The organism is Streptomyces sp. SAS_272 (assembly GCF_052543235.1).
The window spans coordinates 112,369-136,416 of sequence record NZ_JBMNDR010000010.1 but is presented as its reverse complement, the minus strand read 5'-3'; the positions used below and the strand labels follow the sequence as shown (position 1 = coordinate 136,416).

Genomic DNA, 24,048 nt, shown 5'->3' with positions numbered 1-24,048 from the left:
GCGGCACGCCCCCCATGGCGTGCCGCGCCCTTCCCCCCTGCCCCCCCGGGTCAGGCGGTCTGCGCGGTCGAGCGGTCCCGACCCGCGGTCAGGTGCTCTCGACTTCTCCGGTCGGGCGGTCCCAACCTCCGGTCGGGCGGTCCCAGCCTCCGGTCGGGCGGTCCCAACCTTCGTCAGGCGGTCCCAACCTTCGTCAGGCGGTCCCAACCTCCGTCAGGCGGTCTCGGCCTCGGGCAGGGAGCCGGTCCGCGCCGCCTGGCCGTACCACAGGGCGCTCGACTTCGGCGTACGGGTCAGCGTCGCGTAGTCCACGTACACCGCGCCGAACCGCTTCTCGTAGCCGTACGCCCACTCGAAGTTGTCGAGCAGGGACCACAGGTAGTAGCCCCGCACGTCCGCGCCGTCCGCGATCGCCTGCCGCACGGCCGCCAGGTGGCCGCGCAGATAGGCGATGCGCTCCGGGTCGTGGACGCGGCCGTCCGAGTCGGGCTTGTCGTCGTAGGCAGCGCCGTTCTCCGTGATGTACAGCGGCAGGCCCGGCGCCTCCCGGGTGTAGCGCATGATCAGCTCGTGCAGACCGGTCGGGTCGATGGACCAGCCCATCTCCGTGCGGTCGCCGGGGGTCAGGTGGAACGCGACGTCGTCCGCGCCCGGCCACGGCGAGTGGTCGCTCGCCCCGTGGCCGTCCGAGCGGGGGCCGCGCACCGACGCGTCCGCCGCCGAGACCAGCGTGGGCGTGTAGTAGTTGAGGCCCAGCGCGTCCAGCGGCTGGTGGATGGCGCGCAGATCGCCATCGAGGACGTACGACCAGTCCGTCAGCGACGAGGTCGCCGCGAGCAGCGTCTCGGGGTAGGCGCCCCGCAGGATCGGACCGTGGAAGACGCCGTTGGCGAGGTCGTCGATCTTCTGCACCGCGGCCAGGTCCGCCGGGTCGCCCGGGGAGAGCGGGCGCACCACCGAGGAGTTGAGGCTGATCGCCACCGAGTTGCGGGCCGGCATGGCCGCGCGCAGCGCCGACGTGCCCAGTCCGTGCGCCAGGTTCAGGTGGTGCGCCGCCTTCAGCGAGGCCACCGGCTCCGTACGGCCCGGCGCGTGCACTCCGGACGCGTAGCCCAGGAAGGCGCTGCACCACGGCTCGTTCAGCGTGATCCAGTTCTCCACCCGGTCGCCGAGCGCGTCGCCGACGATCTGCGCGTACTCCGCGAACCGGTAGGCCGTGTCCCGCTCCGGCCAGCCGCCCGCGTCCTCGAGCTCCTGGGGGAGGTCCCAGTGGTAGAGGGTGACGGCGGGCTTGATGCCCTTCGCCAGCAGCTCGTCCACCAGCCGGCGGTAGAAGTCCAGACCCACCTGGACCGCGGGACCGCGGCCGGTCGGCTGGACCCGGGACCAGGAGATGGAGAAGCGGTACGCCGTCAGGCCCAGGTCCGCCATCAGGGCGACGTCGTCGCGGTAGCGGTGATAGTGGTCGACAGCGATGTCACCGTGCTCACCGCCCGCCGTCTTGCCGGGCGTATGGCTGAAGGTGTCCCAGATCGAGGGGGTGCGGCCGTCCTCCCGCACCGCCCCCTCGATCTGGTAGGCGGAGGTCGCCGCGCCCCAGAGGAAGGCGGGAGGAAAGGTCACCGGAGAAACGGGCTCAGGCATGGAAGCGCTCCCATGAGTGGTCGTCGAGACCGACGGAGGTTGAGGGGGGAAGTGGTGCGAAGGGGGCCGGGACGGCGGTGACCCGGCCCCCGGGAGTTTCATGGACGCGTGACGGCCCGCGCCTGTGCCGCCGACGTCGTGTGCGGTGGGCGTAGCGGCCGCGCGGTGCGGCTCAGCCCTTCACCGCGCCCTGCATGATGCCGCCCACGATCTGCTTGCCGAAGATCGCGAAGACCAGCAGCAGCGGCAGCGTGCCCAGCAGCGCGCCCGCCATGATCAGGGACTGGTCGGGCGTGTACCCGCGGCCCAGGCCCGCGAGGGCGACCTGCACGGTCGGGCTGCCGTTCTGGCTCAGCACCAGGAACGGCCACAGGAAGTCGTTCCACGTCTGTACGAACATCAGCATGCCGAGCACCGCCATCGCGGGGCGCGCCGCGGGGAACACCACGTGCCACACCACGCGCCAGCTGCTCGCGCCGTCCACCCGGGCCGCCTCGATGATCTCGTCGGGCAACGCCTGGATGAGGTACTGCCGCATGAAGAACACCCCGAACGCGCTCACCAGCGACGGCAGGATCACCGCCTGGAGCTGGTCCGTCCACTCCAGCTTGGCGACCATCATGTACAGCGGAATGATGCTCAGCTGCGGCGGCACCATCATCGTGCCGATCACGATCAGCATCAGCGCGCCCCGGCCCCGGAACCGGAGTTTGGCGAAGGCGAATCCGGCGATCGTCGACAGGAAGACGACGGTCGCCGCCGAAGTTCCCGCCACGATGGTGGTGTTGAAGAACGCCGTGCCCAGGTTCGCGTCGTTCCAGGCCACGTCCAGGTTGTGGAAGAGGTTGGAGCCGAAGACGAACGGGGGCGGGTTCTCCGCCAGCCGGTTGTTGTCGCGGGAGGCGGCGATCGCTGTCCACAGCAGTGGGAACAGCGAAACGATGGTGAACACGCCCAGGATGATGTAAGCGATCGGGCCGCCGTGCATCTGCCCGCCCGCTCGCGCGGACTTCGGCCGGCGCACCTTGCGGGCCGTCGGCACGGCGTCCTCGGGTTCCACGGACTTCGCGGTCGTTGTCGTCGTCGTCACGGCCGGTACTCCTAACTACTGGCGCGCAGCCGGCGCGAGATGACGTAGTTGACGATGCCGACCACGATCAGGATCAGGAACATCGTCCAGGCGATGGCCGAGGCCCGGCCCAGGTGCTGGTTCACCCAGCCCTGCTCGTACAGGTACAGGCCCAGCGTCTGGAACTGGTGCTCGGCGCCGCCCGACGCGCCCTTGTTGGTGTCGAACAGCAGCGGCTCGCCGAAGACCTGGCTCGCGCCGATCGTCGACACGACGACCGTGAACAGGATCGTCGGCCGCAGCGACGGCAGCGTGACGTGCAGGAACTGCTTCCAGCGGCTCGCGCCGTCCAGCGCCGCCGACTCGTAGAGGTCCTGCGGGATCGCCTGCATCGCGGCCAGGTAGATCAGCGCGTTGTAGCCCGTCCACCGCCAGATGATGATCGTCGACACGGCGATCTGCGACGGCCACTTGTCGTTCTGCCAGTCGATCGCGTCGACCCCGGCGAAGTGCAGCGCCCAGTTGATCATGCCGTAGTCGCGCCCGAAGAGCAGCACGAAGACCAGCGAGGCGGCCGCGATCGAGGTCGCGTACGGCGCGAGCATCGCGACGCGGTAGAAGGTCGAGGCGCGCAGCTTGTAGTTGAGGATGTGGGCGAGGCCCATGGCCATCAGCAGCTGCGGAACGGTCGAGATGATCCCGATGGTCAGGGTGTTCTTCGCCGCGTTCCAGAAGAAGTCGTCGTCGAAGATGCGCGTGTAGTTGCGCATCCCCACCCACGTCATGTCGGTGGGCGCGGTCAGCTCCACCTGGTGCAGCGACGCCCAGCCGGTGTAGACCAGCGGGAACAGGCCGAACGCGAGGAACAGCAGGAAGAACGGCGAGACGAAGGCGTACGGGCTCCAGCGCTTGTCCCGCTGCCAGCGGCGGGACAGCCGGTCCCGGCGCCGCCGCTCTGCCTCCGTGGGAACGCCGGGCGGGCGGCCCGGGGCCGCGCCCCCCTCCTTCACGGGGGGCGCGGCGGTGTCGTGGCGGGTGGCCATACGTGTCACTTGTCCAGGTTGTTGTCGATGGTCTTGGTCGCCGTCTCCCAGGCGTCCGCCGCCGACTTGCCCTTCGTCACGAGGATGACGCCGTTGTTGGCCAGGCCGTCCTGGATGACCTGGTCCTTCGGGCCGATGGCCTGCACCGGGGCGGACTTGGCGGCCGCGGAGAAGACCGTGCCGATCGGCGAGTCACCGGTCATCGCGTTCTTGGCGCCGGTGACTTCGGGCATCGTGTAGGTGGCCGGCGCGCTCGGGAAGTTGCCCTGCACCTTGAACAGCTTCGCCTGCTGTGCGGGCGCGGTCAGCCACTTGACGAGCTCGGTGGCCTCCTTCACGTGCTTGCCGCTCTTGGGCACACCCAGGAAGGAGCCGCCCCAGTTGCCGGACTTGGGCGGGACGGCCACGTCCCACTTGCCGGCGTCCTCGGGCTTCGCGCTCTCCTTGATGGTGCCGAGCATCCACGGCGGGCAGGCGATGGTGGCGAACTTGCTCTGGGAGATCGTCGTCTTCCAGGGCGGAGTGAACTGCGACTGGGGCTGGACCAGGCCTTCCTTGGCGGCCTTCGCTGTCAGGTCGAACGCGTTCTTCACGGCCGGGTTCGTCTTGTAGATGATCTCGCCGGAGGCGTTGTTGAACTTGTCCTTCTCGCTGCTGAGGATGGCGTTGAGCAGGCCGCCGGGGGAGTCCATGAAGAACGTGCCCGCCTTGGCCTTGCTCTTGTACTGCTCGCCGGCGGTGACGAACTTGTTCCAGTCGCCCGCCCACAGCGCGCCGACCTTCTCGCGATCGGTGGGCAGACCCGCCGCCTCGAAGAGGTCCTTGCGGTAGCAGAGGGCCATCGGGCCGACGTCGGTGCCGAGCCCGATCGTCTGGCCGTCCTTGGCGCTGGCCTGCGCCCACTTCCAGTCCAGCCACTGGCTCTTGTCGATGCCCGAGACCTTCGACAGGTCCACGAACTTCGACGCCTGGGTGGCCACGACCTCGGCGATGTTGCCCACCTCGATGGCCTGGACGTCCATCAGGCCGCTGTTGGTGGTGAGGTGGTTGACGAGCGCGGGGTAGTAGTTCGCGTTCTCCACCGTGACGTTCTGGGTGATCTTGATGTCGGGGTGGAGCTTCTCGTACTCGGCGTAGAGCCCGGCCTCCTGGTAGCCGAACGTGCCGAACAGGCCGAGACTGATCGTGGTCTTGCCCTTGCCGCTGCCGGACGACGAACCGTCGGAAGCCTTGTCGTCGCCGCCGTCGTCGGCACAGCCGGCCAGCAGGCCGGCGCCCAACGACGCGACGGCCGCGAGGACAACCGCCCGGCGGGCGGTTCGGGTACGTGCTCGCATTACGTCCTCCTGTTGCCCTGACGTGCCGACCCCCCGGCCAACTGCAATGTTGGGCCCGTCAGTTACTCGCTGCGGCTCGGGCGGGGAACGTGCGGGATGTGTATGTGTCAGGTACCGTGGGAGCGCTCCCACAGGTGATGTGTTGAAGAGTCGTCGGTTCCGGCGGGGGTGTCAAGGGTGGGGGCGCGGAGAGATGCGTTCAGTTATCGGCCTGTTAGCTAATCAGGTGAAGCGGAGTCCATAAAGCACAGTTCGGCGCAAATGGTCCGCCCGGCGTCCGAAGGGGCGAGCACCCCGGCCGACGGCAGGCGTCGGCGGGGTCACGGCCCCCGGTGACCGCGGGTCCGGCGAGCAGGACTGTTAGATTCCAGGCGAGTGCGAACAACGGGAAGGCGGAGCCCATGGCAGGCCACGGAGCACGGGGGCGCAGCGGGGGCCGGCCGACCCTTGAAGAGGTGGCTGCGCGCGCGGGCGTCGGCCGGGGCACGGTCTCCCGGGTGATCAACGGCTCGCCGAGGGTCAGCGACGCGACCCGCGCGGCGGTGGAGGCGGCGGTCGCCGAGCTCGGCTATGTCCCGAACACCGCCGCCCGCGCGCTCGCGGCGAACCGCACGGACGCGATCGCCCTCGTCGTCCCCGAACCGGAGACCCGGTTCTTCGCCGAGCCGTACTTCTCGGACATGCTGCGCGGCGTCGGCGCGGAGCTCGCGGAGACCGAGATGCAGCTGCTGCTGATCTTCGCGGGTAGCGATCGCGAACGGCGCAGGCTGGCCCAGTACCTGGCGGCGCACCGGGTGGACGGCGTCCTGCTCGTGTCGGTGCACGCCGACGATCCGCTGCCCGATCTGCTGTCGCAGCTGGAGATCCCGGCGGTGATCAGCGGTCCGCGTTCCGCCGGGGAGACGCTTCCGTCCGTGGACTCCGACAACTACGGCGGCGGCCGCTCGGCGGTCGAGCACCTGCTGTCCCGTGGCCGTACCCGTATCGCCCACATCACCGGCCGCCTGGACGTCTACGGCGCCAAGCGGCGCGTCGACGGCTACCGGGACGCACTGCGCGACGCGGGGCACCCGGTGGACGAAGGGCTCATCGCCCTGGGCGACTTCACCGAGGAAGGCGGCCACCGCGCGATGCGCGAGCTCCTCGCCGGCACCCCGTCGCTCGACGCGGTCTTCGCGGGCTCCGACGTCATGGCGGCGGGCGCCCGCCAGGCCCTGCGCGAGGCGGGCCGCCGTATTCCGCAGGACGTGGCCCTGGTCGGTTACGACGACTCGGCCATAGCCCGTCACATGGACCCGCCGCTGACGAGTGTGCGCCAGCCCATCGAGGAGATGGGCCGCAGAATGCTGGACCTCCTCCTCACCGAGATCGCGGACCGTCGCCCGGCGGTCTCCCGGGGCCTGGAGCGCCGTCAGGTGGTGCTGGCGACGGAGCTGGTGGGACGGGCGTCCTCCTGACGGACCGGCGGGCCGACGGACTTACGTACGTACGGGCTGGCAGGCGGACGGACGGGCGGGCGCGGACCGGGTTCCGGGGACGGGGGGCCGGGGCAGCGAGGGCGTCAGGCGTTTCCGGGGCTCCGGGAACGCCACCTGATCTCGCCGTCCTGCTCCTCCTGCGTGGGGGAGAGTCCGGCCGCGGCGGCCACCGCCGCGGAGGCCGCGTGGCCGGGGTGGACATGGGCGACGATCGTCCGCACGCCCTGGTCCCGCAGCCAGCCGACGAGCCCGCGGGCCGCCTCGGAGGCCAGGCCGCGGCCTTGCCAGGGGACGCCCACGACCCAGGCGATCTCGGCCTCGGTCCGGCCGGTCACCGTCGCCTGGACGGTCCCGGCCAGGCAGCCGTCGTCCCGTGTCCGCAGCACCCAGTTGCACCAGGAGACGGAGGGGTCGGGGGAGCCGGCGACGAGGCGTTCGTAGCGTTCGCGCAGCGCCTCGGGCGTGCTGGGCGCGCCGCCGATGAAGGTGTGCAGGGCGGGATCGGCGAGGACGGTCGCCATGGGCGCCGCGTGGTCGACGCGCAGCGGGAGCAGATCGAGCCGGGCGGTGCCGATCGGCTCGGGACGGATTGCTGAGCGCATGACTGCTCCCGGGAAACACATCAGCCGGCGACCTCCCTCGCGGGAAGTCACCGGCTGATGACTCAGGGTGAGTGACGGGACTCGAACCCGCGGCATCCTGGACCACAACCAGGTGCTCTACCAGCTGAGCTACACCCACCACGCCCGGCAGTTGGACTTTGTGGTCTCCCTACCGGCCGAGAAAAAGTGTACAGGGTCCGAAGGGGTGCTCGCGCACGGCTTTCTACGGGGCGGGCAGGACGTGCTTCGCGGCGATCGACTTCGCGGTGTCGGAGTCGGGCCCCGGCTGCGGCACGAAGACGGCCTCGCGGTAGTAGCGCAGTTCCGCGATGGACTCGCGGATGTCGGCGAGGGCGCGGTGGTTGCCGTTCTTCGGAGGGCTGTTGAAGTACGCCCGCGGGTACCAGCGCCGGGCGAGCTCCTTGATCGACGAGACGTCGACGATCCGGTAGTGCAGGTAGCCCTCGAGGGACGTCATGTCCCGCGCCAGGAATCCGCGGTCCGTGCCGACGGAGTTCCCGCACAGGGGCGCCTTGCCCGGCTCCTTCACGTGCTCGCGGACGTACGCCAGCACCTGCTCCTCGGCCGCGGCGAGCGTCGTGCCGCCGGCCAGCTCGTCGAGCAGCCCGGACGCGGTGTGCATCTGACGCACCACCTCCGGCATCGTCTCCAGCGCCTCGGCCGGCGGCCGGATGACGATGTCCACGCCGTCGCCGAGGATGTTCAGCTCGGAGTCGGTGACGAGGGCGGCAACCTCGATGAGAGCGTCGTCCGACAGCGAGAGGCCGGTCATCTCGCAGTCGATCCACACCATGCGATCGTTCATGCGACCCACCCTAAAGCTGACGTCGGCTTTTGATGCGTCCGCGGTGGGCACGGGGCTCGCCGGCCGTGGACGCGGACGCCGGACGGGCCGAGATGCCCGTCCGGCGTTCACGCACTGCTGTCATCCGGTCACAGGCCGCTGCGCTGCCCCGGAAGGCTCGCCCGTGACGCCAGGTACGCCTCACGGGCGTGCTCGGAGGGCAGCGACGCGGACGCGCCCACCGGTCCGGCCGTGCGCCGGACCTGCGGCGGCACCGGGCCGGGCGTCTCCGGGTGCAGCGACGGTGGCGGCGGTGGCGGCGACGGCTCGCTGTCCGGCGCGCGTTCGCCCTGCGGCCTGCGCGCCCGGTAGGCCGCCCGGTATGCCGCGGGCGACGAGCCGAGCTGGCGGCGGAAGTGGCCGCGCAGGGCCACCGGTGAGCGGAAGCCGCACCGGCCGGCGACCTCGTCCACCGAGTAGTCCGAGGTCTCCAGCAGTCGCTGGGCCTGCAGCACCCGCTGGGTGATCAGCCACTGCAGCGGCGCGCTGCCGGTCAGCGACCGGAAACGGCGGTCGAAGGTGCGGCGGCTCATGTAGGCGCGTGCCGCCAGCGTCTCCACGTCGAACTGCTCGTGGAGGTGCTCCAGCGCCCAGGCGACGACCTCGGCGAGCGGGTCGGCGCCGATCTCCTCGGGTAAAGACCGGTCGAGATAGCGCTCCTGGCCGCCCGAGCGGCGCGGCGGGACGACCAGGCGGCGGGCCAGCGCGCCGGCCGCCTCGTTGCCGTGATCCGTCCGCACGATGTGCAGACAGAGGTCGATTCCGGCCGCGGTGCCGGCGCTCGTCAGCACGTCGCCGTCGTCCACGAAGAGTTCCCGTGGATCGACGTGCACCGACGGATAGCGTTTGGCGAGCGTCGGCGCGTACATCCAGTGAGTGGTGGCCGGACGGCCGTCCAGCAGGCCGGCCGCGGCCAGGACGAACGCGCCGGTGCACAGGCCCACGATGCGGGCGCCTTCTTCGTGCGCCCGGCGCAGTGCGTCGAGCGCGTCCTCCGGCGGCGGCGAAGTGATCGAACGCCAGGCCGGCACGACGACCGTGCCCGCCCGCGCGATCGCCTCCAGGCCGTGTGGCGCGGTGAGTTCAAGGCCCCCTGTGGTCCGCAGCGGGCCTTCCTCGCCGCCGCACACCAACAAGCGGTAGCGCGGTACGCCGGCGTCCTGGCGGTCAATCCCGAACACCGACAACGGAATGGAACTTTCGAAAATGGGGCCGCCGCTGAACAGCAGCACCGCGACGATCTCCTTGCGGCGTCGCCCGGAAAGCTTCCGGGCCGCGGATTCCGGCGCGGCAGTGGAGTCGTGGCTCATCCTGCTAAGCCCCCCTCGGTGGTCGCGGCTCCTCGGTTGTGTCGCTCCTGCACGTTTCCCCTCGGTCCTGCACGAGTCCCCCGCCGTAGACAGTCAAGATCGAATCTAACGTGTCGCACAATGCCGGCGTGGCCAGTTCACCACCCGGCGGATTGTCGACATGGCAACTTGGCGTGAAGCATTCGATCACGAAGCGTTGCACTCGTGGGCCGTGCAGGGAAGTGCGCCTCGGTGTGGTGGCCAATCCCCGTAGGGTACGCAGGGCCCCGAAGACCCTTTCCGTGCAGGTGGAACGGGGGGTGGGGGGTGGTTACGGCAAGAGATGCACAGAGGCCGGAAGTTGGCTGAAAAGAAGCGGGTCCATGTGTGAAAACCGGTCAACCGACCGGTGAGTTTCCCCCGGAGTGACGACCGCCACGGTGCGACCCCGTTCCGGTCCGCTGGCGGCGCCCGCGATGGTGCGCCTGCGGCGCCTGTTCGCCGGCGATCAGCCGGGCCGGATACCGCTCGGACCGGCGCAGCAGCAGCCGGCAGACAGCTGTGACGGCGGCGAGGCCCAGAGCGGTTCCGGCCGTGCCGGCCAGTGAGGTCCCGTACCAGAGCAGGACCACGGGGACGAGCACGCAGGTGAAGGCGGCCCAGCGGATCAGGTCGGTGGCCCGGTCGTCGCCGGGGCGGTTCTCGGGGCGGTTCTCGCGGCGGAGGCGGGGCGAAGGCACGGGGCGGGCTCCTTCCCGGGCGGTGGGCGAGGGGGCGGACGGCGGGGCGAAGGGGGCGGACGGCGGGGCAGGCGGCGGTGCAAGGGGTTCAACGCCTGTTCGAGCGGTCGGTCACTGCCACGGCGCGTTCCGTACAAGCGAACTCTGTGCAAACCGCCTGTACGGGGCAGCAACCATTGCGTTACGGGCGTCCGCTCGTGCATGCTCCCTGGAACCCCCACCGAGGGTGTGCGGGCTCTGGGCCCAGGAGGCGTACCGCCGTACCCTTGGGGGTATGGGGTTGGGAAGACCATTCCCGGACAGCTCCGCCGCTCACTGTCATCGCACCCGTATTAAGGATCGATACGCCGAGACAGCCATGGCCGGTCACGAATTCTTCGAACCCGCGGACCGCAAGCGGCCCGTCGCCGATCCCACGGCGGCCGAGCCCCTGGCGGCGGAAGAGGCACGTCATTCCTGCGATCCCGCCTTCAAGCACGGCGTGGTCGTGGGCTTCGACGGCTCCACGTCCAGCGAGCGCGCTCTCGCGTACGCCATCGGCATGGCGCATCGCTCCGGCTCGGGGCTGATCATCGTCCATGTCGCCAACCGGCTGCCCACCACCGTGTGGGCCGGCTGTGAGCCGCCGGTCTTCGTCGACGTGCCGGACCATCGCACCGAGGTGCTGGGTCTGGAGCTGGCGTGTGCGGACTACCTCGCCGAGGTGCCCTGGATCCTGGTCGAGCGGGGCGGCGACATCTGCCACGAACTCGAAGAGGTGGGGCGGGAGTACGAGGCGGACGCGATCGTCGTCGGCTCGACGCACGGCCTCGTCGGCCGGCTCTTCGGCTCCGTCGCGGGGCGGCTCGCCAAGCGGGCGAAGCGGCCCGTCATCGTCATTCCGTGACTCGCCGTCCTCCCTGGTGAGATGCGATCCAGGGCGCGGCCGGCCCTCTGTGTGCGCAGCGTGAATCTACTGACGCGTAGAGGTGTTTGTGCCTTTGTGAAGGGCATATATCGCTCACACAACTGCACATGCCTGAAGGGAGCCCCGCCGTGGACAACGACGTCTCTGCGGGAAGCAGCATCACCACGATCGCCGGTCGACTCGCCCTCGGCGTCACCCTGTTGGCCTTCGGCCTCGGGTACACCGACCTCATCGACGGTGTGACGGCGGCGGACGCCGTGTCCATCGCCCATTACATCGGCGGCGTCGCCCTGTTCGTCGCCGGCCTGTTCGCCCTCCGGGACCGTGACGCGGCCGCCGGTACCGCCTACACCGTCCTCGGCGCCTTCTGGTTCACCTGGGCCGTCTCCGCCGGAACCCAGGCCTCCGACAACGCGGCGGGGCTCTTCCTGCTCCTGTTCGCCCTTGTGGCGCTCTCGCTGACCCTCGCCGGCGGCGACCAACTCGGCCAGGGCGCCTATGGGTTGTTCTGCGCCGGGCTCGTGCTGATGGCCGTCGCCCGGTTCGCCGACAGCGACGGTCTCACCAAGGCGGGCGGCTGGTTCGCCGTCGCGGCGGGCGCGGTCGCCTGGTACGCGGCCACGGCGGCGCTGGCCCACTGGCCCACCGCCTTCTCCCGACGTGCTGCCCGCCCCGGAGTGACGGCCGCGGGCTGACCGGCAGCCGGCGCCGGGGCGCCGGGCGTCCCGGCGCGAGAAACGGCCCCCCCGCGTGCAGGTGGCGCACGCGGGGGGCCGCTTCGAGTCCGGTCCGGCTACTCGACCGTCACCGACTTCGCGAGGTTGCGCGGCTTGTCGATGTCCCGGCCGAGCGCCTTCGCCGTGTAGTAGGCGAGGAGCTGGAGCGGGATGCCCATGAGGATCGGGTCGAGCTCGTCCTCGTTCTTCGGGACGACGATCGTCTGGTCGGCCTTCTCCTGGCACTCGTGTGCCACCGCGAGGATCCGGCCGCTGCGGGCCTTGATCTCCTCCAGGGCCGCGCGGTTCTTCTCCAGCAGGTCGTCGTTCGGGACGATCGCGACGGTCGGCAGAGCGGGCTCGATGAGGGCCAGCGGGCCGTGCTTGAGCTCGGACGCCGGGTAGGCCTCGGCGTGGATGTACGAGACCTCCTTCAGCTTCAGGGAGGCCTCACGGGCCACCGGGTAACCCCGGACGCGGCCGATGAAGAGCATCGAGCGGGCCTCGGCGAACTCCTCGGCCAGCTTCTTGATCTCCTCCTCCTGGGAGAGGATCTCCGCGATCTGGCCGGGCAGCTTGCGCAGCCCCTCGATGATCCGCTTGCCGTCGCGCACCGACAGGTCGCGGGTGCGGCCCAGGTGCAGGGCGAGCAGGGCGAAGGCGACCGTGGTGTTGGTGAAGCACTTCGTCGAGACGACGCAGACCTCGGGGCCGGCGTGCACGTACACGCCGCCGTCCGCCTCGCGGGCGATCGCCGAGCCGACCACGTTGACCACGCCCAGCACCCGGGCGCCCTTGCGCTTCAGCTCCTGCACGGCCGCCAGCACGTCGTACGTCTCACCGGACTGCGAGACGGCGATGTACAGGGTGTCGGGGTCCACGACCGCGTTGCGGTAGCGGAACTCGGAGGCGGGCTCGGCGTCCGCGGGGATGCGGGCCAGCTCCTCGATCATCTGGGCGCCGATCATGCCCGCGTGGTACGAGGTGCCGCAGCCGAGGATCTTCACGCGGCGGATCTGGCGCGCCTCGCGGGCGTCCAGGTTGAGGCCGCCGAGGTGCACGGTGGAGAAGCGGTCGTCGATGCGGCCGCGCAGCACGCGGTCCACGGCGTCGGCCTGCTCGTGGATCTCCTTGTGCATGTAGGTGTCGTGGCCGCCCATGTCGTAGGAGGCGGCCTCCCACTCGACGGTGGTGGGCTCGGCGGTGGTGCGGGTGCCCTCGGTGGTGTACGTGCGGAAGTCGTCGGCCTTGAGGGTGGCCATCTCGCCGTCGTCGAGCGTGACTATCTGACGGGTGTGGGCGACCAGCGCGGCGATGTCCGAGGCGACGAACATCTCCTTCTCGCCGATGCCGAGGACGACCGGCGAGCCGTTGCGGGCCACGACGATGCGGTCGTTGAAGTCGGCGTGCATGACGGCGATGCCGTAGGTGCCCTCGACCACGCGCAGCGCCTCGCGGACCTTGTCCTCGAGCTTCTCGGCCTGGGAGCGGGCGATGAGGTGGACGAGCACCTCGGTGTCCGTCTCGGAGAGGAACTCGACGCCGTCCGCCTCGAGCTTCCTGCGCAGGTCGGAGGCGTTGTCGACGATGCCGTTGTGGACGACGGCGACCTTGAGGTCGGCCGACATGTGGGGGTGGGCGTTCACGTCGGAGGGGGCGCCGTGGGTGGCCCACCGGGTGTGCGCGATGCCGGTCGTGCCCTTGAAGCGCGCCGGGACCTTGGCCTCCAGGTCACGGACCCGGCCCTTGGCCTTGACCATCTTCAGGCCGGCCGTCTTCGGGGAGGTGACGACGATGCCCGCGGAGTCGTACCCGCGGTACTCCAGGCGCTGCAGTCCCTCCAGCAGCAGGGGCGCGACGTCACGCTTGCCGATGTATCCGACGATTCCGCACATATAAAGGTATCCCCAAGCTTTCGATCAGCCGTAGACGATGCGCCGCAGCTGCCGGAGCGAGAGCTCCGGCGGTGCGACCGCCCGGTATTTCAGGTCCGCCTCGATCTGTCCGAAGATCTCCGCGTTCACCAGGCCCTGGGCCTGGAGCTCGCGATGGCGGCGACGGACGTAGTTCTCGGTCGTCTCGTCGAAGTAGGCGAGCACATCCTGGATCACCCGCAGCGCCTCGCCCCGCTGGAGGGGCGTGGAACGCGTCAGGTGATCAACAAGTTCGTCGTGCACCCGGTAGATCCTGGGGTACGGGAGCCGGTTTCGCAAGAAACCTGCCCGATTTCGGGCAGGCCCCTGTTAAGGAGCCTTGGCGGAACGTTGAATGTGTTATGAGCCCCTGTTCGTGCGCCGTCCATGTGGCGTCCGGCGGCCCGTCGTCCGCACCGACGACTTTCAGACGTCATGGACACTCCTCGCATGGGCGTACCCGACCGGCTCGCCGAACGCATGAGCATGGCCGAACAGCACGAGTACCTGCGCACCAGGTTCTCCCGGCGCACGATGATCAGAGGCGGCGCGGTCACGCTGGGCGCCGTCACCGGTGGCGCGTTCGTGACGGGCGCCACGGCCCAGGCCGCCGTTCCCACCCAGCCGCTCTCGCACACCGAGACCGTCGACGGCGCACTCGTCGCCCCCTTCGGCCGTCACCTCGCCTACGGCAACGACCCGCGCACCGAGATGACCGTCTCCTGGCAGGTGCCGGTCGCGGTGCAGAAGCCGTTCATCCGCATCGGCGCCCACCCCTGGGACCTCTCCCGCAAGATCGAGGCCGAGGTGCGCACCCTGTACACCCCGGCCGGCGTCGGCGCCAGCGGCGACCACACCCAGTACTACGTGCACGCCGAGCTCGCCTGCCTCAAGCCGGGCAGGACGTACTACTACGGCGTCGGCCATGCGGGCTTCGACCCGGCCGCGCCGCACCTGCTGGGCACCCTGGGGACCTTCACCACGGCCCCCGCACACAAGGCGCCCTTCACCTTCACGGCCTTCGGCGACCAGGGCGTCAGCTACCACGCGCTGGCCAACGACAGCCTGATCCTCGGCCAGAACCCGGCCTTCCACCTGCACGCCGGCGACATCGCCTACGGCGACCCCGCGGGGCAGGGCAAGACCTCGGACACCGTCTTCGACTCGCGCACCTGGGACCAGTTCCTCGCCCAGACCGAGTCCGTGTCCAAGTCGGTGCCGTGGATGGTGTCGTACGGCAACCACGACATGGAGGCCTGGTACTCGCCCAACGGCTACGGCGGCGAGGAGGCCCGCTGGAACCTCCCTGACAACGGCCCCGACAAGAAGAACCTCCCGGGCGTCTACTCCTTCGTCTACGGCAACACGGCGGTCGTCTCGCTGGACCCCAACGACGTCTCCTTCGAGATCCCCGCCAATCTCGGCATCTCCGGCGGCACCCAGACCAAGTGGTTCGAGGCGCAGCTGAAGAAGTTCCGCGCCGCGAAGGACATCGACTTCGTCGTGGTGTTCTTCCACCACTGCGCCTACTGCACCTCCACCGCGCACGCCTCGGAGGGGGGCGTGCGCCAGGAGTGGGTGCCGCTGTTCGACAAGTACCAGGTGGACCTGGTCATCAACGGCCACAACCACCAGTACGAGCGCACCGACGTCATCAAGGGCGACACGGTCACCAAGAAGCTCCCCATCGGCGGCACGGCCTACCCCGAGACCGAGGGCGTCGTCTATGTGACGGCGGGCGCGGCCGGCCGCAGCCTGTACGCCTTCACCGCTCCGGACTCCTACGAGGGCCATGAGCACGAGGTCGACTCCGTGGCCTCGTTCGTCAACCTCAAGGACGGCAAGCAGAACGAGACCGTCACCTGGTCGCGTGTGCGCTACCTGAACTACTCGTTCCTGCGCGTGGACGTCACCCCCGCGCCCAAGGGCCACTACACGACCCTGAAGGTCCAGGGCATCGCGGAGACCGGCGACCGCATCGACCACTTCACGGTGGCCCGCCGGGCGAAGTAGCGGGGTCGGCGCGCCCGGAAGGCAGGGCGCGCACCCCCGGCGCCGGTTCCGGCCGGCAGGCGGTGCCCGTCCGCGTCACATGCGGTGCAGGACCGCCTGCTTGGCCAGGGCGAACTCGTCGTCCGTCAGCACGCCGTCGCGGTGCAGTTCGCCGAGCTCGCGCAGCCGGCGCAGCAGGGCGTCGTGGTCGTGACCGGACGCGGGGGAGGGCACGGCGCCCGGCGGCAGGCCCGGCGCGGAGGACGCGGACGGCGCCGGCGCGTCCTCGGGGGCGGCGGCCGGGTGGGGCAGCCGGGCCTGCACGGCCGCGGCGACGAGCGCCATCAGGGGGTCCTTCTTGAACCCCCACAGTTCGACGGCGTTGGGGTCGTACTTGGCCGGTGTCTTCGTCGGCGCGTGCCGCAGCCGGAAACGCAGGCAACCGTTCTCGAGACCTACCGCGGGCTGCCACTCCACGCCCTCGATCTCGTCGACGCCGATACTGCGGACGCCTGCCGAGGCCTTGGACTCCTCCGTCTTCCAGTTCCACTCCAGTCGCACCCGTTCACCGTCGAAGCCCGCGGTGCCGTCCCCGGCGGAGACCGACAGGGGCACGGCGGGGCCGGGCAGCAGATAGGCGTCCACCGGGCCGGCCGGGACCCCGTCGAGCAGCAGCGCCCGGCGCACCTCGTCCACGAGGTACTCGGCGACGCCGTACCGGTCGGACTCGACGGTCAGCTGGTAGGGGTCGTGGGGTTCGGTCAGCCGGCCGCCGGTCGCGTGCAGCAGGGGGTCCGCGCCTTCGCGCAGCCGCAGTCTGAGCCGTCCGGCCTTCTTGCCCTGCTCGAACGAGATGCCGGCCAACGCGCCCAGGGGAACGGTCAGTTCGCCCAGGGTCCGGCGGAGGAGGCTGACGTTCTTGTCCCGGCCCGGGGTCAGCCGCAGGGCGTCGCCGTCGAAGACCCATGTTCCGTCGCGCTGGATGATTTCCGCCATGGGGGGATTCTTCCAAACACGGCGACGGGCGCCCCCGGGGACCGTGCCCGGGGGCGCCCGCGCGCCCGATCAGAACCCCGCGACGGGATTTCCCAGGGTGCCGACCAGCTGGAGGGCGCCCGACGGGTCCGCCAGGTCCACCATCTGCTCGTTGTCGCGCAGCTGGAGCCGGTTGAGGCAGGACAGGGCGAACTCGGGGGCGAACATGTCGTACTGGCGGAACCTGTCGGCCAGTTCGGGGTGCGCCTCCTGGTAGGCACGGGTGACCTCGGCGACCGTGCGCCAGAAGTCGTCCTCCTCCAGGATCCCCTCGTCGGCGAGGCCGGCGGCGAGGAAGCGGAAGAAGCAGTCGAAGACGTCCGTGAAGACGGACAGCAGCTTCGTGTCGTCGGGCACCTCGACGCGGATGCGCCGTACCTCGGGCGGCAGCACCGCGTCCGGGTCCAGGACGGCGATCTCCTCGGCGATGTCCTTGTAGACCGCCCGCTGCACCACGCCGTCCTTCAGGACCAGGATCGTGTTCTCGCCGTGCGGCATGAAGACCAGGTCGTAGGCGTAGAAGCAGTGCAGCAAGGGCGTGTAGTACGCCTCCAGGTAGGCGCGCAGCCACTCGGTGGGGCGCAGCCCGCACTGCTCGATCAGCGCGCCCGCCGCCGACCTGCCCTCGTGGTCGACGTGCAGCAGCGCGGCCATGGTCGCGAGCGACTCGCCGTCCCGCAGCGAGGGGACCGGGCTCTCGCGCCACAGCGCGGCCAGCATCTTGCGGTACGGCGAGTAGCGGTCCGTGGCGGCCTCGTACTCCAGGTGCCGGTAGCCGACTGCCGCCCGCTCCCGGATGATCGACAGGCCGCTCGACTTCAGGACGGGGTCGTTGTCGATGAGCTGGGCCAGCCAGTCGTTGATGGCCGGGGTCGCCTCCATGTAGGCGGCCGACAGCCCCCGCATGAAGCCCATGTTGAGCACGGACAGGGCCGTCTTGACGTAGTGCTTCTCGGGGTGGGACCGGTTGAAGAACGTCCGGATGGACTGCTGCGCCAGGTACTCGTCGTCGCCCTCGCCGAGACACACCAGGTTCCTGCGGGCGATCTCGGCCGCGAAGGTGACGGAGAGCTTGTTCCACCACTGCCAGGGGTGGACGGGGATGAGGAGGTAGTCGGACGGGTCCAGGTTCTGCTCGCGCAGGATCTGGTCGAACCGGTCGACCGTCTCCCCGCCCAGCTCCTCGCGCACGAACGACTCGTACGCGATCCCGGCGCCCGCGGTGAACGCGGCCCGTGAGCGGTGGGCCGCCAGCCACACCAGCCGGACCGGGCTCGCCGTCTCCGGGGCGTACGACAGGTACTCGTGGACGCCGAAGCCGAGCCGTCCGTTGTTGGCGACGAAGCAGGGGTGGCCCTCGGTCATCCCGGTCTCGACGGCCTGGAAGCCGCTCCTGACCAGTTCCGCCGACGTGATCGGCGGCTTGGTCAGCTTGAAGCAGGTGGAGGAGAGGGTGGAGGAGATCTCCTCCAGATAGACCGGCAGGATCGCGGCGCTGAGGCCCAGCGTCTTCTGCAGCTCGACGAAGAAGTCCAGTGCCTCCAAAGGGAGTTCACCGCCGTCGCGGCTGCGGGTGATCGAGCCGGCGTCCACCTGCCAGTGGTCCAGGGCGCGGCGGACGGCGGTGAACCGGTAGGCCGTCAGCCCGTCGTCGCTGCGCACGACGTACCGGCCGTCCTGCTCCTCGGGGGTGATCAGGCGTTCGTGCGCGAACTCCGCGAGGGCCTTGCGGACGAGCAGACGGTTGGCCTGCGCCCAGCGCTCGGGGGAGAGGTGCGTCACGGCGTCGGTGAGGCTCATGCCGTCGCCCCCGTGGCCGCGGTGAACTGTTCGCGGGTGCAGAAGCTCAGCAGCGCAGGCTTCTCCGGCTTCTGGATCTCCCGTTCGGGCACGAACCCGACGGCCTCGTTCAGCGCGTGCACGGCCCTGTTGGACACGTCCGGCTCGACGACGACGCGGGCGACGGCCGGGTCCTCGAAGAGCCGGGCCATGACGGCGGTGATCACGGCGCGCGTGAACCCGTGGAGCGGCCGGTCGGTGGGAGCGACCAGGAAGTGCATGCCGACGTCCCCGGGCCGCGGTTCGTACAGGCCGACCAGCTCGCGGTGGCGGGGGTCGTAGTACTCCATGAGGAACGCGGGCTCGCCGTCGTGCAGGCCGAGCAGCGCGTGGTGGTGCTCGTCGGCCGCGATCTCCATGTAGGCCCGCTCGACGTCGACGAGTCGCGCCTCCTGCATCATCCAGTAGGCGGCCTTGGGGTGCGTCACCCAGCGGTGCAGCAGCTCGGCGTCCCGGAGGGGGTCGAGGGGGCGGAAGGACAGTCGGCCGACGGCGGCCGTGGCGGTGACGGTGTTCATGCGCCGAACTCCTGGAACGCGATGGTCTTCTCGACGGGGTAGTACTCGCTGCCGAGCAGCTCGCGGATGATGTAGCTGTTGCGGTAGGCGCCCATGCCGAGGTCGGGCGAGGTGACGCTGTGCGCGTGCACGCCCCCGTTCTGCAGGAAGACGCCCCGTCCGGTGACGTCGATGGCGTAGTTGCGGCCGACGTCGAAGTTGCCCCGGGAGTCGTAGCGCAGTCTGTCCCGGACCGGCGCGAGGAACTCCGGCTCGGCGTACCGGTAGCCGGTGGCGAGGACGAGCCCCTGTGAGGTCAGCTCGAAGTGCCTGCCCTGCTCCTCCTGGCGGAAGGACAGCGTGTAGGCGCCGTCGGCGTGGGCCGCCCCGGTGAGCGAGGAGTTGGTGAGCAGCCGGGTGGGCACCGGACCGCCGAGGTTCTTGGCGTAGAGCAGGTCGAAGATCTCGTTGACGAGATCGCCGTCGATGCCCTTGAACAGGCCCTTCTGCTCGGCGGTGAGCCGGTAGCGGGTCTGCTCCGGCAGTTCGCGGAAGTAGTCGACGTACTCCGGGGAGGTCATCTCCAGCGTGAGCTTGGTGTACTCGAGCGGGAAGAAGCGCGGGGAGCGGGTGACCCAGTTCAGCCGGTAGCCGTGGACGTCGATCTCGCTGAGCAGGTCGTAGTAGATCTCGGCGGCCGACTGCCCGGAGCCGACCAGGGTGATCGACTCCTTCTTCTGCAGCTCCGCCTTGTGCTGGAGGTAGCGCGAGTTGTGCGTGAAGTCGCCGCCCAGTCCCGCGCAGGCCTCGGGGACGTACGGGGGCGTCCCGGTGCCGAGGACGAGGTGACGGGCGCGGAACTCCTCGCCTGCGGTCGTGCGCACGACATACAGCTCGTCCTGGTAGGCGACCTCGGCGACGGTGGTGGAGAACCGCACGCTGCTCAGCTGGTCGGCGGCCCAGCGGCAGTAGTCGTCGTACTCGACGCGCAGCGGGTAGAAGTTCTCGCGGATGTAGAACGAGTAGAGCCGGCCCTTCTCCTTCAGGTAGTTCAGGAAGGAGTACGGGGAGGTCGGGTCGGCCAGGGTGACCAGGTCCGACATGAACGGGGTCTGCAGGTGGGCGCCGTCCAGGAACATCCCGGAGTGCCACTCGAAGTGCGGCTTGGACTCCAGGAAGACGCCGTCGAGCGCGTCGATCGGCTCGGTCAGGCAGGCGAGGCCGAGGTTGAACGGGCCGAGTCCGATGCCGATGAAGTCGTGGGTCCCGGTCACGGGGGCGGGCTCAGGAAGCGCGGTCAAGGGAGTCTCCCAGGTACTGCTCGGCGTGGCCGGCGATCAGGTCGAGGACGGCCGTGATGTCGTCGGTCGTCGTCTCGGGGTTGAGCAGGGTGAACTTGAGGTAGTGGCGGGCGCCGACCTTGGTGCCGGCGACCACGGCGTCGCCGGAGGCGAACAGGGCCTTGCGGGCGTAGAGGTTGGCCCGGTCGATCTCGGCCGGGTCGGTGACGGCGGCGGGGATGTAGCGGAAGACGAGGGTGGAGAGCGAGGGCCGGACCACGACGTCGTAGCGCGGGTCGGCGGCCAGCAGGTCGAAGCCCTCGGCGGCCAGGTCGCAGACCTCGTCGAAGAGCTGCCCGATGCCGTCGGCGCCCATGGTCCGCAGGGTCATCCACAGCTTGAGCGCGTCGAACCGGCGGGTGGTCTGCAGGGACTTGTCCACCTGGTTGGGGATGCGTTCGTCCACCATGCGGCGCGGGTTGAGGTACTCGGCGTGGTAGGTGGCGTGGCGCAGCGTGGCCGCGTCCCGCACCAGGAGCGCGGACGAACTCACGGGCTGGAAGAAGGACTTGTGGTAGTCGACGGTGACGGAGTCGGCGCGCTCGATGCCGTCGATCCGGTCCCGGTGCTTCACGGAGGCGAGGAGCCCGCAGCCGTAGGCGGCGTCGACGTGCATCCAGGCGCCGAACTGCTGGCACAGCTCGGCGATCTCGGGCAGCGGGTCGATCGAGCCGAAGTCGGTGGTGCCGGCGGTGGCGACGACGGCCATCGGGACGAGTCCGTCCCGCTTGCAGCGCTCCAGCTCGTGGGCGAGCGCGACGGTCTGCATGCGCTTGTCGTGGTCGACGGGGATGGAGACCACGGCGTCCGGCTCGAGGCCCAGCAGCTTCGCGGACTTCTTCACGCTGAAGTGGCTGACGTCGGAGGCGAAGACGCGCAGTTTCGCCGGGGAGTCGGACTTCGCCTCCTCGCGGGCGAGCAGCAGCGCCTGGAGGTTGGACTGGCTGCCGCCGGAGGTGAACACGCCGTCGGCGGCGGGCCCGAGGCCGGTGCGGGCGGCCGTCCAGTCGATCAACCTGCGCTCGATGAGGGTGCCGCCCGCCGACTGGTCCCAGGTGTCCAGCGAGGAGTTGACGGCGGACAGGACCGCCTCGCCCAGGACGGCGGGGATCACGACCGGGCAGTTGAGGTGGGCGAGATAGCGGGGGTGGTGGAAGTAGACGGCGTCGCGGAGGTAGACCTCCTCCAGCTCGTCCAGCACCGCGGTGGTGTCGCCCAGCGGCCGGTCGAGGTCGATCGCGTCGATGCGGGGTGCGAGGGCGTCGACCGTGATGCCGGTGAACGGCCGCTGGGTGGCGGCCAGTTTGGCGGCGACCCGTTCCACTCCTTCGGTCACGGAGCGGCGGTACTGCTCAGCGGTCGTGTCATTGAGCAGGTGCGAGCGCATGGTGGGGGTCCTCCGGGGGTGGGGACGGGGTCCGCGGGTGGACGGGGAAGGAGCGGAATCAGAGATTCAACTTAGGTTAGCCTAACCTAAGTTGCGCGATCATGGTCATGCCTGGTTCGTGACCGTGATCACGTCCATGCCCTGCGCGACTTCCCGCAGGGGCGCGGTGGCCGGGACGTCTACTCCGCCTCGCGGAGCTGTTCCTCGCTCATGCCCTGGCGCCAGTACCCGACGAAGGCGACCCGACGCCGGTCGAAGCCGCGCTCCTGGACGAAGTGCCGTCGCAGCGCCTTCACGCACCCCGACTCGCCCGCGATCCAGACGTACGGACGCGTCGCGGCCGGGAGCCGGGCGGCGCGCACGGCGTCGACGGAGCCCTCCCCGACCACCCAGGTGACCTCGGCGTCCGCCGCCGTCGCCAACTCCCGCACGTTTCCCGCGTCGTGCGTCTCCAGCCACACCCGGGCGCGCTGCCCGGCCGGCAGGGACTCCAGGATCGCGGCGACGGCCGGGAGGGCGCTCTCGTCACCCCACAGCAGCACCAGGTCGCTGTCGTGCGGCGGCCGGAACCGGATCGCCCGGTTGTCGGCCACGGCCGGGCCCAGCAGGACGACCCGGTCCCCGGCGGCCGCGCGCGAGGCCCACGCGGAGGCGGGGCCCGCCGGGGTGTGCAGCACGAAGTCGATGTCGATCTCCCGGGTGCGGCCGAGCGCGTCGCGGCGCAGGGCGCGCAGGGTGTACGACCGCATCACCGCCCGTACGCCGTCCGGCAGTTCGCGCCACGCCTGCCACCAGCCGTCCCCGAGCTCGAAGGGCACGGCGGGCGCGTCCTGCCCCGGGTGGGGCAGGAACAGCGACAGCGACTGGTCATGGCCGTCGGAGCGGAAGTGCTCGAGGTCCTCCCCGGCGAAGGTGACCCGGACGAGCGAGGACCCGGGCCGCCGGGTCCGCACGACCTGGAGGGAGAAGAAGCGGAAGGGTGCAGCGACGGCGGTGGTCACGGAGATGCTCCTGTAGGCGGGAAGAGGCGGCTCACCTGCGTTCACCCGAGCCACCCGATGGGTCAGGAAACCTTCTTCGCCTTCTCCAGCGCGGCGGCGAGGTTCTCCAGCAACGGCACGCACTTGTCGTACGACAGGATCGGCTCGGGCGAGCGCGCGATGACCTGACCGGCCTTCACCGCGGGCAGCTTCTTCCAGGTCGCCTCGGTGATGTCGGCGGGCTGTACCGTCGAGGAGCGGTCGTCCATCATGATGACGTCGGCCGGGTACTTGTCGACGTTCTCCCAGCTCAGTGACTCGTACCAGCCGCCGCCCTGGGCCTTGGCGCTCTCCGGCGGCTCGACGAAGTTCACGCCGAGGGACTTGAAGTACTCCAGGTCGACGGAGAGGTCGGTGCCGGAGACGTAGAACAGTTCGGCGCTCGCGGAACCGGCCATCACCTTGATCTCGGGCTTGGCCTTGGCGGCGGCGCGCAGCCGGGCGGCGGCGGCCTCGAACCTCTTCTTCGCGTCGGTGACCGCGGAGGCCGTCATGTCGGCGCCGAGCGACTCGGCCAGCTCCCACATGCGCTGCAGCGGAGCGGTCAGCTGACGGTCGTAGACCGAGATGCCGACGCTCGGAGCGAGCCCCGCGATCTTGTCCTTGGAGGCCTCGGGGACGTACCAGAGAGTGCCGGCGCTGTCGAACATCGTGGAGATGAGGACGTCGGGCGCGAGGGCCGCGTACTTCTCGACGTTGAACTCGTCCCAGACGTTGCCGAGGACCGTCACCTTGCTGACGTCCATGTCGCCGGCCTGGACGTCGGCCTTGCCCGCGGCGGTCTTGGTCGGGCCGAAGACGCCCTTGACCTGGATGCCGTAGTCGAAGAGGGCGGCGGCGACGCCGGTGAAGGCGACGATGTTCGCGGGGATCGCGTCCAGCTTCACCGTGGTGCCGCGGTCGTCCTTGAAGCTCCAGGGACCGGACTTGGCAGAGGCGCTCGCCGACGACGCGGAGCCCGCGCTCTTCGCGTCGTCCCCGCAGGCTGCGAGCGCGGCGCCGAGGCCGAGGGCGCCACCGGCGGCGAGGACGCCGCGGCGGGAGAGGCGGGCGGCTCTGACGTTGGACATGTCTCTGGCTACTTTCGAACGGGGTGGATCACCCGAGGACGGTTCGAACGTAGGTTAGCCTAACCTCAGCTGATGTCCAGAAGGTGGCCCCGCGGCACCGGCCGCCGGCAGCGGCGCCCGCCCGTCGGCTGTGTGGGGCCTGTGTATCGAAGGCGGAGTGGGCGTCAGACGGGCGGACCGGGTGCGATCCGGCCGTTTCCCCGGTGAAGCGAAGAACGGCGGGGGGGGGGGGGGGGGGGGGGGGG

Annotated in this window: 21 protein-coding genes and 1 tRNA gene; 4 read left to right on the top strand and 18 right to left on the bottom strand. The window is 70.2% G+C overall.

The window, feature by feature from the left end; translation table 11 throughout:
- Nucleotides 1–213: 213 nt before the first annotated feature.
- From ACN6LD_RS09860 to ACN6LD_RS09845, 4 genes are all read right to left on the bottom strand, one after another.
- Nucleotides 214–1,644 carry a GH1 family beta-glucosidase gene (locus ACN6LD_RS09860; RefSeq protein ID WP_319197192.1) on the bottom strand — a complete coding sequence of 477 codons (1,431 nt, stop codon included), beginning with the start codon at nt 1,642–1,644 and terminating at the stop codon, nt 214–216.
- Nucleotides 1,645–1,816: 172 nt separating this feature from the next.
- On the bottom strand, nt 1,817–2,704 hold the full coding sequence (locus tag ACN6LD_RS09855; RefSeq protein WP_319197198.1) for a carbohydrate ABC transporter permease: 888 nt from the start codon (nt 2,702–2,704) through the stop codon (nt 1,817–1,819).
- Between the two features lie 41 nt (nt 2,705–2,745).
- Complete coding sequence (locus ACN6LD_RS09850; protein WP_319197200.1) at nt 2,746–3,756, bottom strand: carbohydrate ABC transporter permease; 1,011 nt, start codon at nt 3,754–3,756, stop codon at nt 2,746–2,748.
- 5 nt (nt 3,757–3,761) lie between these two features.
- A complete protein-coding gene (locus ACN6LD_RS09845; RefSeq protein ID WP_319197194.1) occupies nt 3,762–5,093 on the bottom strand; it encodes an ABC transporter substrate-binding protein in 1,332 nt (443 codons plus the stop codon).
- A gap of 401 nt (nt 5,094–5,494) precedes the next feature.
- Here ACN6LD_RS09845 and ACN6LD_RS09840 point away from each other — a divergent pair, with 401 nt between their 5' ends.
- A complete protein-coding gene (locus ACN6LD_RS09840) occupies nt 5,495–6,550 on the top strand; it encodes a LacI family DNA-binding transcriptional regulator (protein WP_319197196.1) in 1,056 nt (351 codons plus the stop codon).
- 104 nt (nt 6,551–6,654) lie between these two features.
- Here the strand turns inward: ACN6LD_RS09840 and ACN6LD_RS09835 are convergent, their stop codons facing one another.
- The 5 genes from ACN6LD_RS09835 to ACN6LD_RS09815 all read right to left on the bottom strand — a co-directional run bounded on the left by ACN6LD_RS09835 (nt 6,655) and on the right by ACN6LD_RS09815 (nt 10,067).
- Nucleotides 6,655–7,173, bottom strand: coding sequence for a GNAT family N-acetyltransferase (locus tag ACN6LD_RS09835; protein ID WP_319198157.1), 519 nt, complete (start codon nt 7,171–7,173; stop codon nt 6,655–6,657).
- Nucleotides 7,174–7,239: 66 nt separating this feature from the next.
- Nucleotides 7,240–7,312, bottom strand: a tRNA-His gene (locus tag ACN6LD_RS09830).
- A gap of 84 nt (nt 7,313–7,396) precedes the next feature.
- Nucleotides 7,397–7,999, bottom strand: a complete 603-nt coding sequence (gene orn, locus ACN6LD_RS09825) for an oligoribonuclease (protein WP_063894180.1) — start codon at nt 7,997–7,999, stop codon at nt 7,397–7,399.
- 128 nt (nt 8,000–8,127) lie between these two features.
- The gene (locus ACN6LD_RS09820; protein WP_319198154.1) at nt 8,128–9,348 is read right to left on the bottom strand and encodes a helix-turn-helix domain-containing protein; all 1,221 of its coding nucleotides are present in this window, start codon (nt 9,346–9,348) and stop codon (nt 8,128–8,130) included.
- A gap of 377 nt (nt 9,349–9,725) precedes the next feature.
- Nucleotides 9,726–10,067, bottom strand: a complete 342-nt coding sequence (locus tag ACN6LD_RS09815; protein WP_319198152.1) for a hypothetical protein — start codon at nt 10,065–10,067, stop codon at nt 9,726–9,728.
- A 358-nt stretch (nt 10,068–10,425) separates the two neighbouring features.
- On the opposite strand from ACN6LD_RS09815, the gene ACN6LD_RS09810 reads away from it, so the two are divergent.
- Together ACN6LD_RS09810 and ACN6LD_RS09805 are read left to right on the top strand one after the other, a co-directional pair.
- Nucleotides 10,426–10,953: a universal stress protein gene (locus ACN6LD_RS09810; protein ID WP_319196115.1), complete on the top strand. Its 528-nt coding sequence runs from the start codon at nt 10,426–10,428 to the stop codon at nt 10,951–10,953.
- A 149-nt stretch (nt 10,954–11,102) separates the two neighbouring features.
- Entirely contained in the window at nt 11,103–11,669 is a 567-nt protein-coding gene (locus tag ACN6LD_RS09805) for a GPR1/FUN34/YaaH family transporter (protein WP_319196118.1), read from the top strand.
- Between the two features lie 98 nt (nt 11,670–11,767).
- On the opposite strand, the gene glmS is transcribed toward ACN6LD_RS09805, so the two are convergent.
- Both glmS and ACN6LD_RS09795 read right to left on the bottom strand, forming a co-directional pair.
- Nucleotides 11,768–13,585 (bottom strand): glutamine--fructose-6-phosphate transaminase (isomerizing), encoded by a 1,818-nt coding sequence (gene glmS / locus ACN6LD_RS09800; protein ID WP_266718047.1) that lies wholly within the window; start codon nt 13,583–13,585, stop codon nt 11,768–11,770.
- A gap of 24 nt (nt 13,586–13,609) precedes the next feature.
- The gene (locus tag ACN6LD_RS09795) at nt 13,610–13,867 is read right to left on the bottom strand and encodes a hypothetical protein (RefSeq protein WP_057574519.1); all 258 of its coding nucleotides are present in this window, start codon (nt 13,865–13,867) and stop codon (nt 13,610–13,612) included.
- A gap of 186 nt (nt 13,868–14,053) precedes the next feature.
- On the opposite strand from ACN6LD_RS09795, the gene ACN6LD_RS09790 reads away from it, so the two are divergent.
- Complete coding sequence (locus tag ACN6LD_RS09790) at nt 14,054–15,616, top strand: purple acid phosphatase family protein (RefSeq protein ID WP_319196113.1); 1,563 nt, start codon at nt 14,054–14,056, stop codon at nt 15,614–15,616.
- Between the two features lie 75 nt (nt 15,617–15,691).
- Here ACN6LD_RS09790 and ACN6LD_RS09785 read toward each other — a convergent pair whose 3' ends face one another.
- The 7 genes from ACN6LD_RS09785 to ACN6LD_RS09755 all read right to left on the bottom strand — a co-directional run bounded on the left by ACN6LD_RS09785 (nt 15,692) and on the right by ACN6LD_RS09755 (nt 23,803).
- Entirely contained in the window at nt 15,692–16,591 is a 900-nt protein-coding gene (locus ACN6LD_RS09785) for a DUF4429 domain-containing protein (protein WP_319196111.1), read from the bottom strand.
- Between the two features lie 69 nt (nt 16,592–16,660).
- Nucleotides 16,661–18,430, bottom strand: a complete 1,770-nt coding sequence (locus tag ACN6LD_RS09780) for an IucA/IucC family protein (protein ID WP_445042900.1) — start codon at nt 18,428–18,430, stop codon at nt 16,661–16,663.
- Nucleotides 18,427–18,987, bottom strand: a complete 561-nt coding sequence (locus ACN6LD_RS09775; RefSeq protein ID WP_319196108.1) for a GNAT family N-acetyltransferase — start codon at nt 18,985–18,987, stop codon at nt 18,427–18,429. The genes ACN6LD_RS09780 and ACN6LD_RS09775 overlap by 4 nt, the downstream gene beginning before the upstream one ends.
- Nucleotides 18,984–20,267, bottom strand: coding sequence for a lysine N(6)-hydroxylase/L-ornithine N(5)-oxygenase family protein (locus ACN6LD_RS09770; RefSeq protein ID WP_445042899.1), 1,284 nt, complete (start codon nt 20,265–20,267; stop codon nt 18,984–18,986). Before ACN6LD_RS09770 ends, ACN6LD_RS09775 begins: the two co-directional genes overlap by 4 nt.
- On the bottom strand, nt 20,251–21,693 hold the full coding sequence (gene desA / locus ACN6LD_RS09765) for a lysine decarboxylase DesA (protein WP_319196116.1): 1,443 nt from the start codon (nt 21,691–21,693) through the stop codon (nt 20,251–20,253). The genes ACN6LD_RS09770 and desA overlap by 17 nt, the downstream gene beginning before the upstream one ends.
- 179 nt (nt 21,694–21,872) lie before the next feature.
- On the bottom strand, nt 21,873–22,694 hold the full coding sequence (locus tag ACN6LD_RS09760) for a siderophore-interacting protein (RefSeq protein ID WP_445042898.1): 822 nt from the start codon (nt 22,692–22,694) through the stop codon (nt 21,873–21,875).
- 62 nt (nt 22,695–22,756) lie between these two features.
- The gene (locus tag ACN6LD_RS09755; protein ID WP_445042897.1) at nt 22,757–23,803 is read right to left on the bottom strand and encodes an ABC transporter substrate-binding protein; all 1,047 of its coding nucleotides are present in this window, start codon (nt 23,801–23,803) and stop codon (nt 22,757–22,759) included.
- Nucleotides 23,804–24,048 lie beyond the last annotated feature (245 nt).

Bases quoted from the DNA above. Each gene is read 5' to 3' on its own strand.
- ACN6LD_RS09860 (WP_319197192.1), bottom strand. From the start codon at position 1,644: ATGCCTGAGCCCGTTTCTCCGGTGACCTTTCCTCCCGCCTTCCTCTGG.
- ACN6LD_RS09850 (WP_319197200.1), bottom strand. From the start codon at position 3,756: ATGGCCACCCGCCACGACACCGCCGCGCCCCCCGTGAAGGAGGGGGGC.
- ACN6LD_RS09845 (WP_319197194.1), bottom strand. From the start codon at position 5,093: ATGCGAGCACGTACCCGAACCGCCCGCCGGGCGGTTGTCCTCGCGGCC.
- ACN6LD_RS09840 (WP_319197196.1), top strand. From the start codon at position 5,495: ATGGCAGGCCACGGAGCACGGGGGCGCAGCGGGGGCCGGCCGACCCTT.
- ACN6LD_RS09835 (WP_319198157.1), bottom strand. From the start codon at position 7,173: ATGCGCTCAGCAATCCGTCCCGAGCCGATCGGCACCGCCCGGCTCGAT.
- orn (WP_063894180.1), bottom strand. From the start codon at position 7,999: ATGAACGATCGCATGGTGTGGATCGACTGCGAGATGACCGGCCTCTCG.
- ACN6LD_RS09820 (WP_319198154.1), bottom strand. From the start codon at position 9,348: ATGAGCCACGACTCCACTGCCGCGCCGGAATCCGCGGCCCGGAAGCTT.
- ACN6LD_RS09810 (WP_319196115.1), top strand. From the start codon at position 10,426: ATGGCCGGTCACGAATTCTTCGAACCCGCGGACCGCAAGCGGCCCGTC.
- glmS (WP_266718047.1), bottom strand. From the start codon at position 13,585: ATGTGCGGAATCGTCGGATACATCGGCAAGCGTGACGTCGCGCCCCTG.
- ACN6LD_RS09790 (WP_319196113.1), top strand. From the start codon at position 14,054: ATGGGCGTACCCGACCGGCTCGCCGAACGCATGAGCATGGCCGAACAG.
- ACN6LD_RS09785 (WP_319196111.1), bottom strand. From the start codon at position 16,591: ATGGCGGAAATCATCCAGCGCGACGGAACATGGGTCTTCGACGGCGAC.
- ACN6LD_RS09780 (WP_445042900.1), bottom strand. From the start codon at position 18,430: ATGAGCCTCACCGACGCCGTGACGCACCTCTCCCCCGAGCGCTGGGCG.
- ACN6LD_RS09775 (WP_319196108.1), bottom strand. From the start codon at position 18,987: ATGAACACCGTCACCGCCACGGCCGCCGTCGGCCGACTGTCCTTCCGC.
- desA (WP_319196116.1), bottom strand. From the start codon at position 21,693: ATGCGCTCGCACCTGCTCAATGACACGACCGCTGAGCAGTACCGCCGC.
- ACN6LD_RS09755 (WP_445042897.1), bottom strand. From the start codon at position 23,803: ATGTCCAACGTCAGAGCCGCCCGCCTCTCCCGCCGCGGCGTCCTCGCC.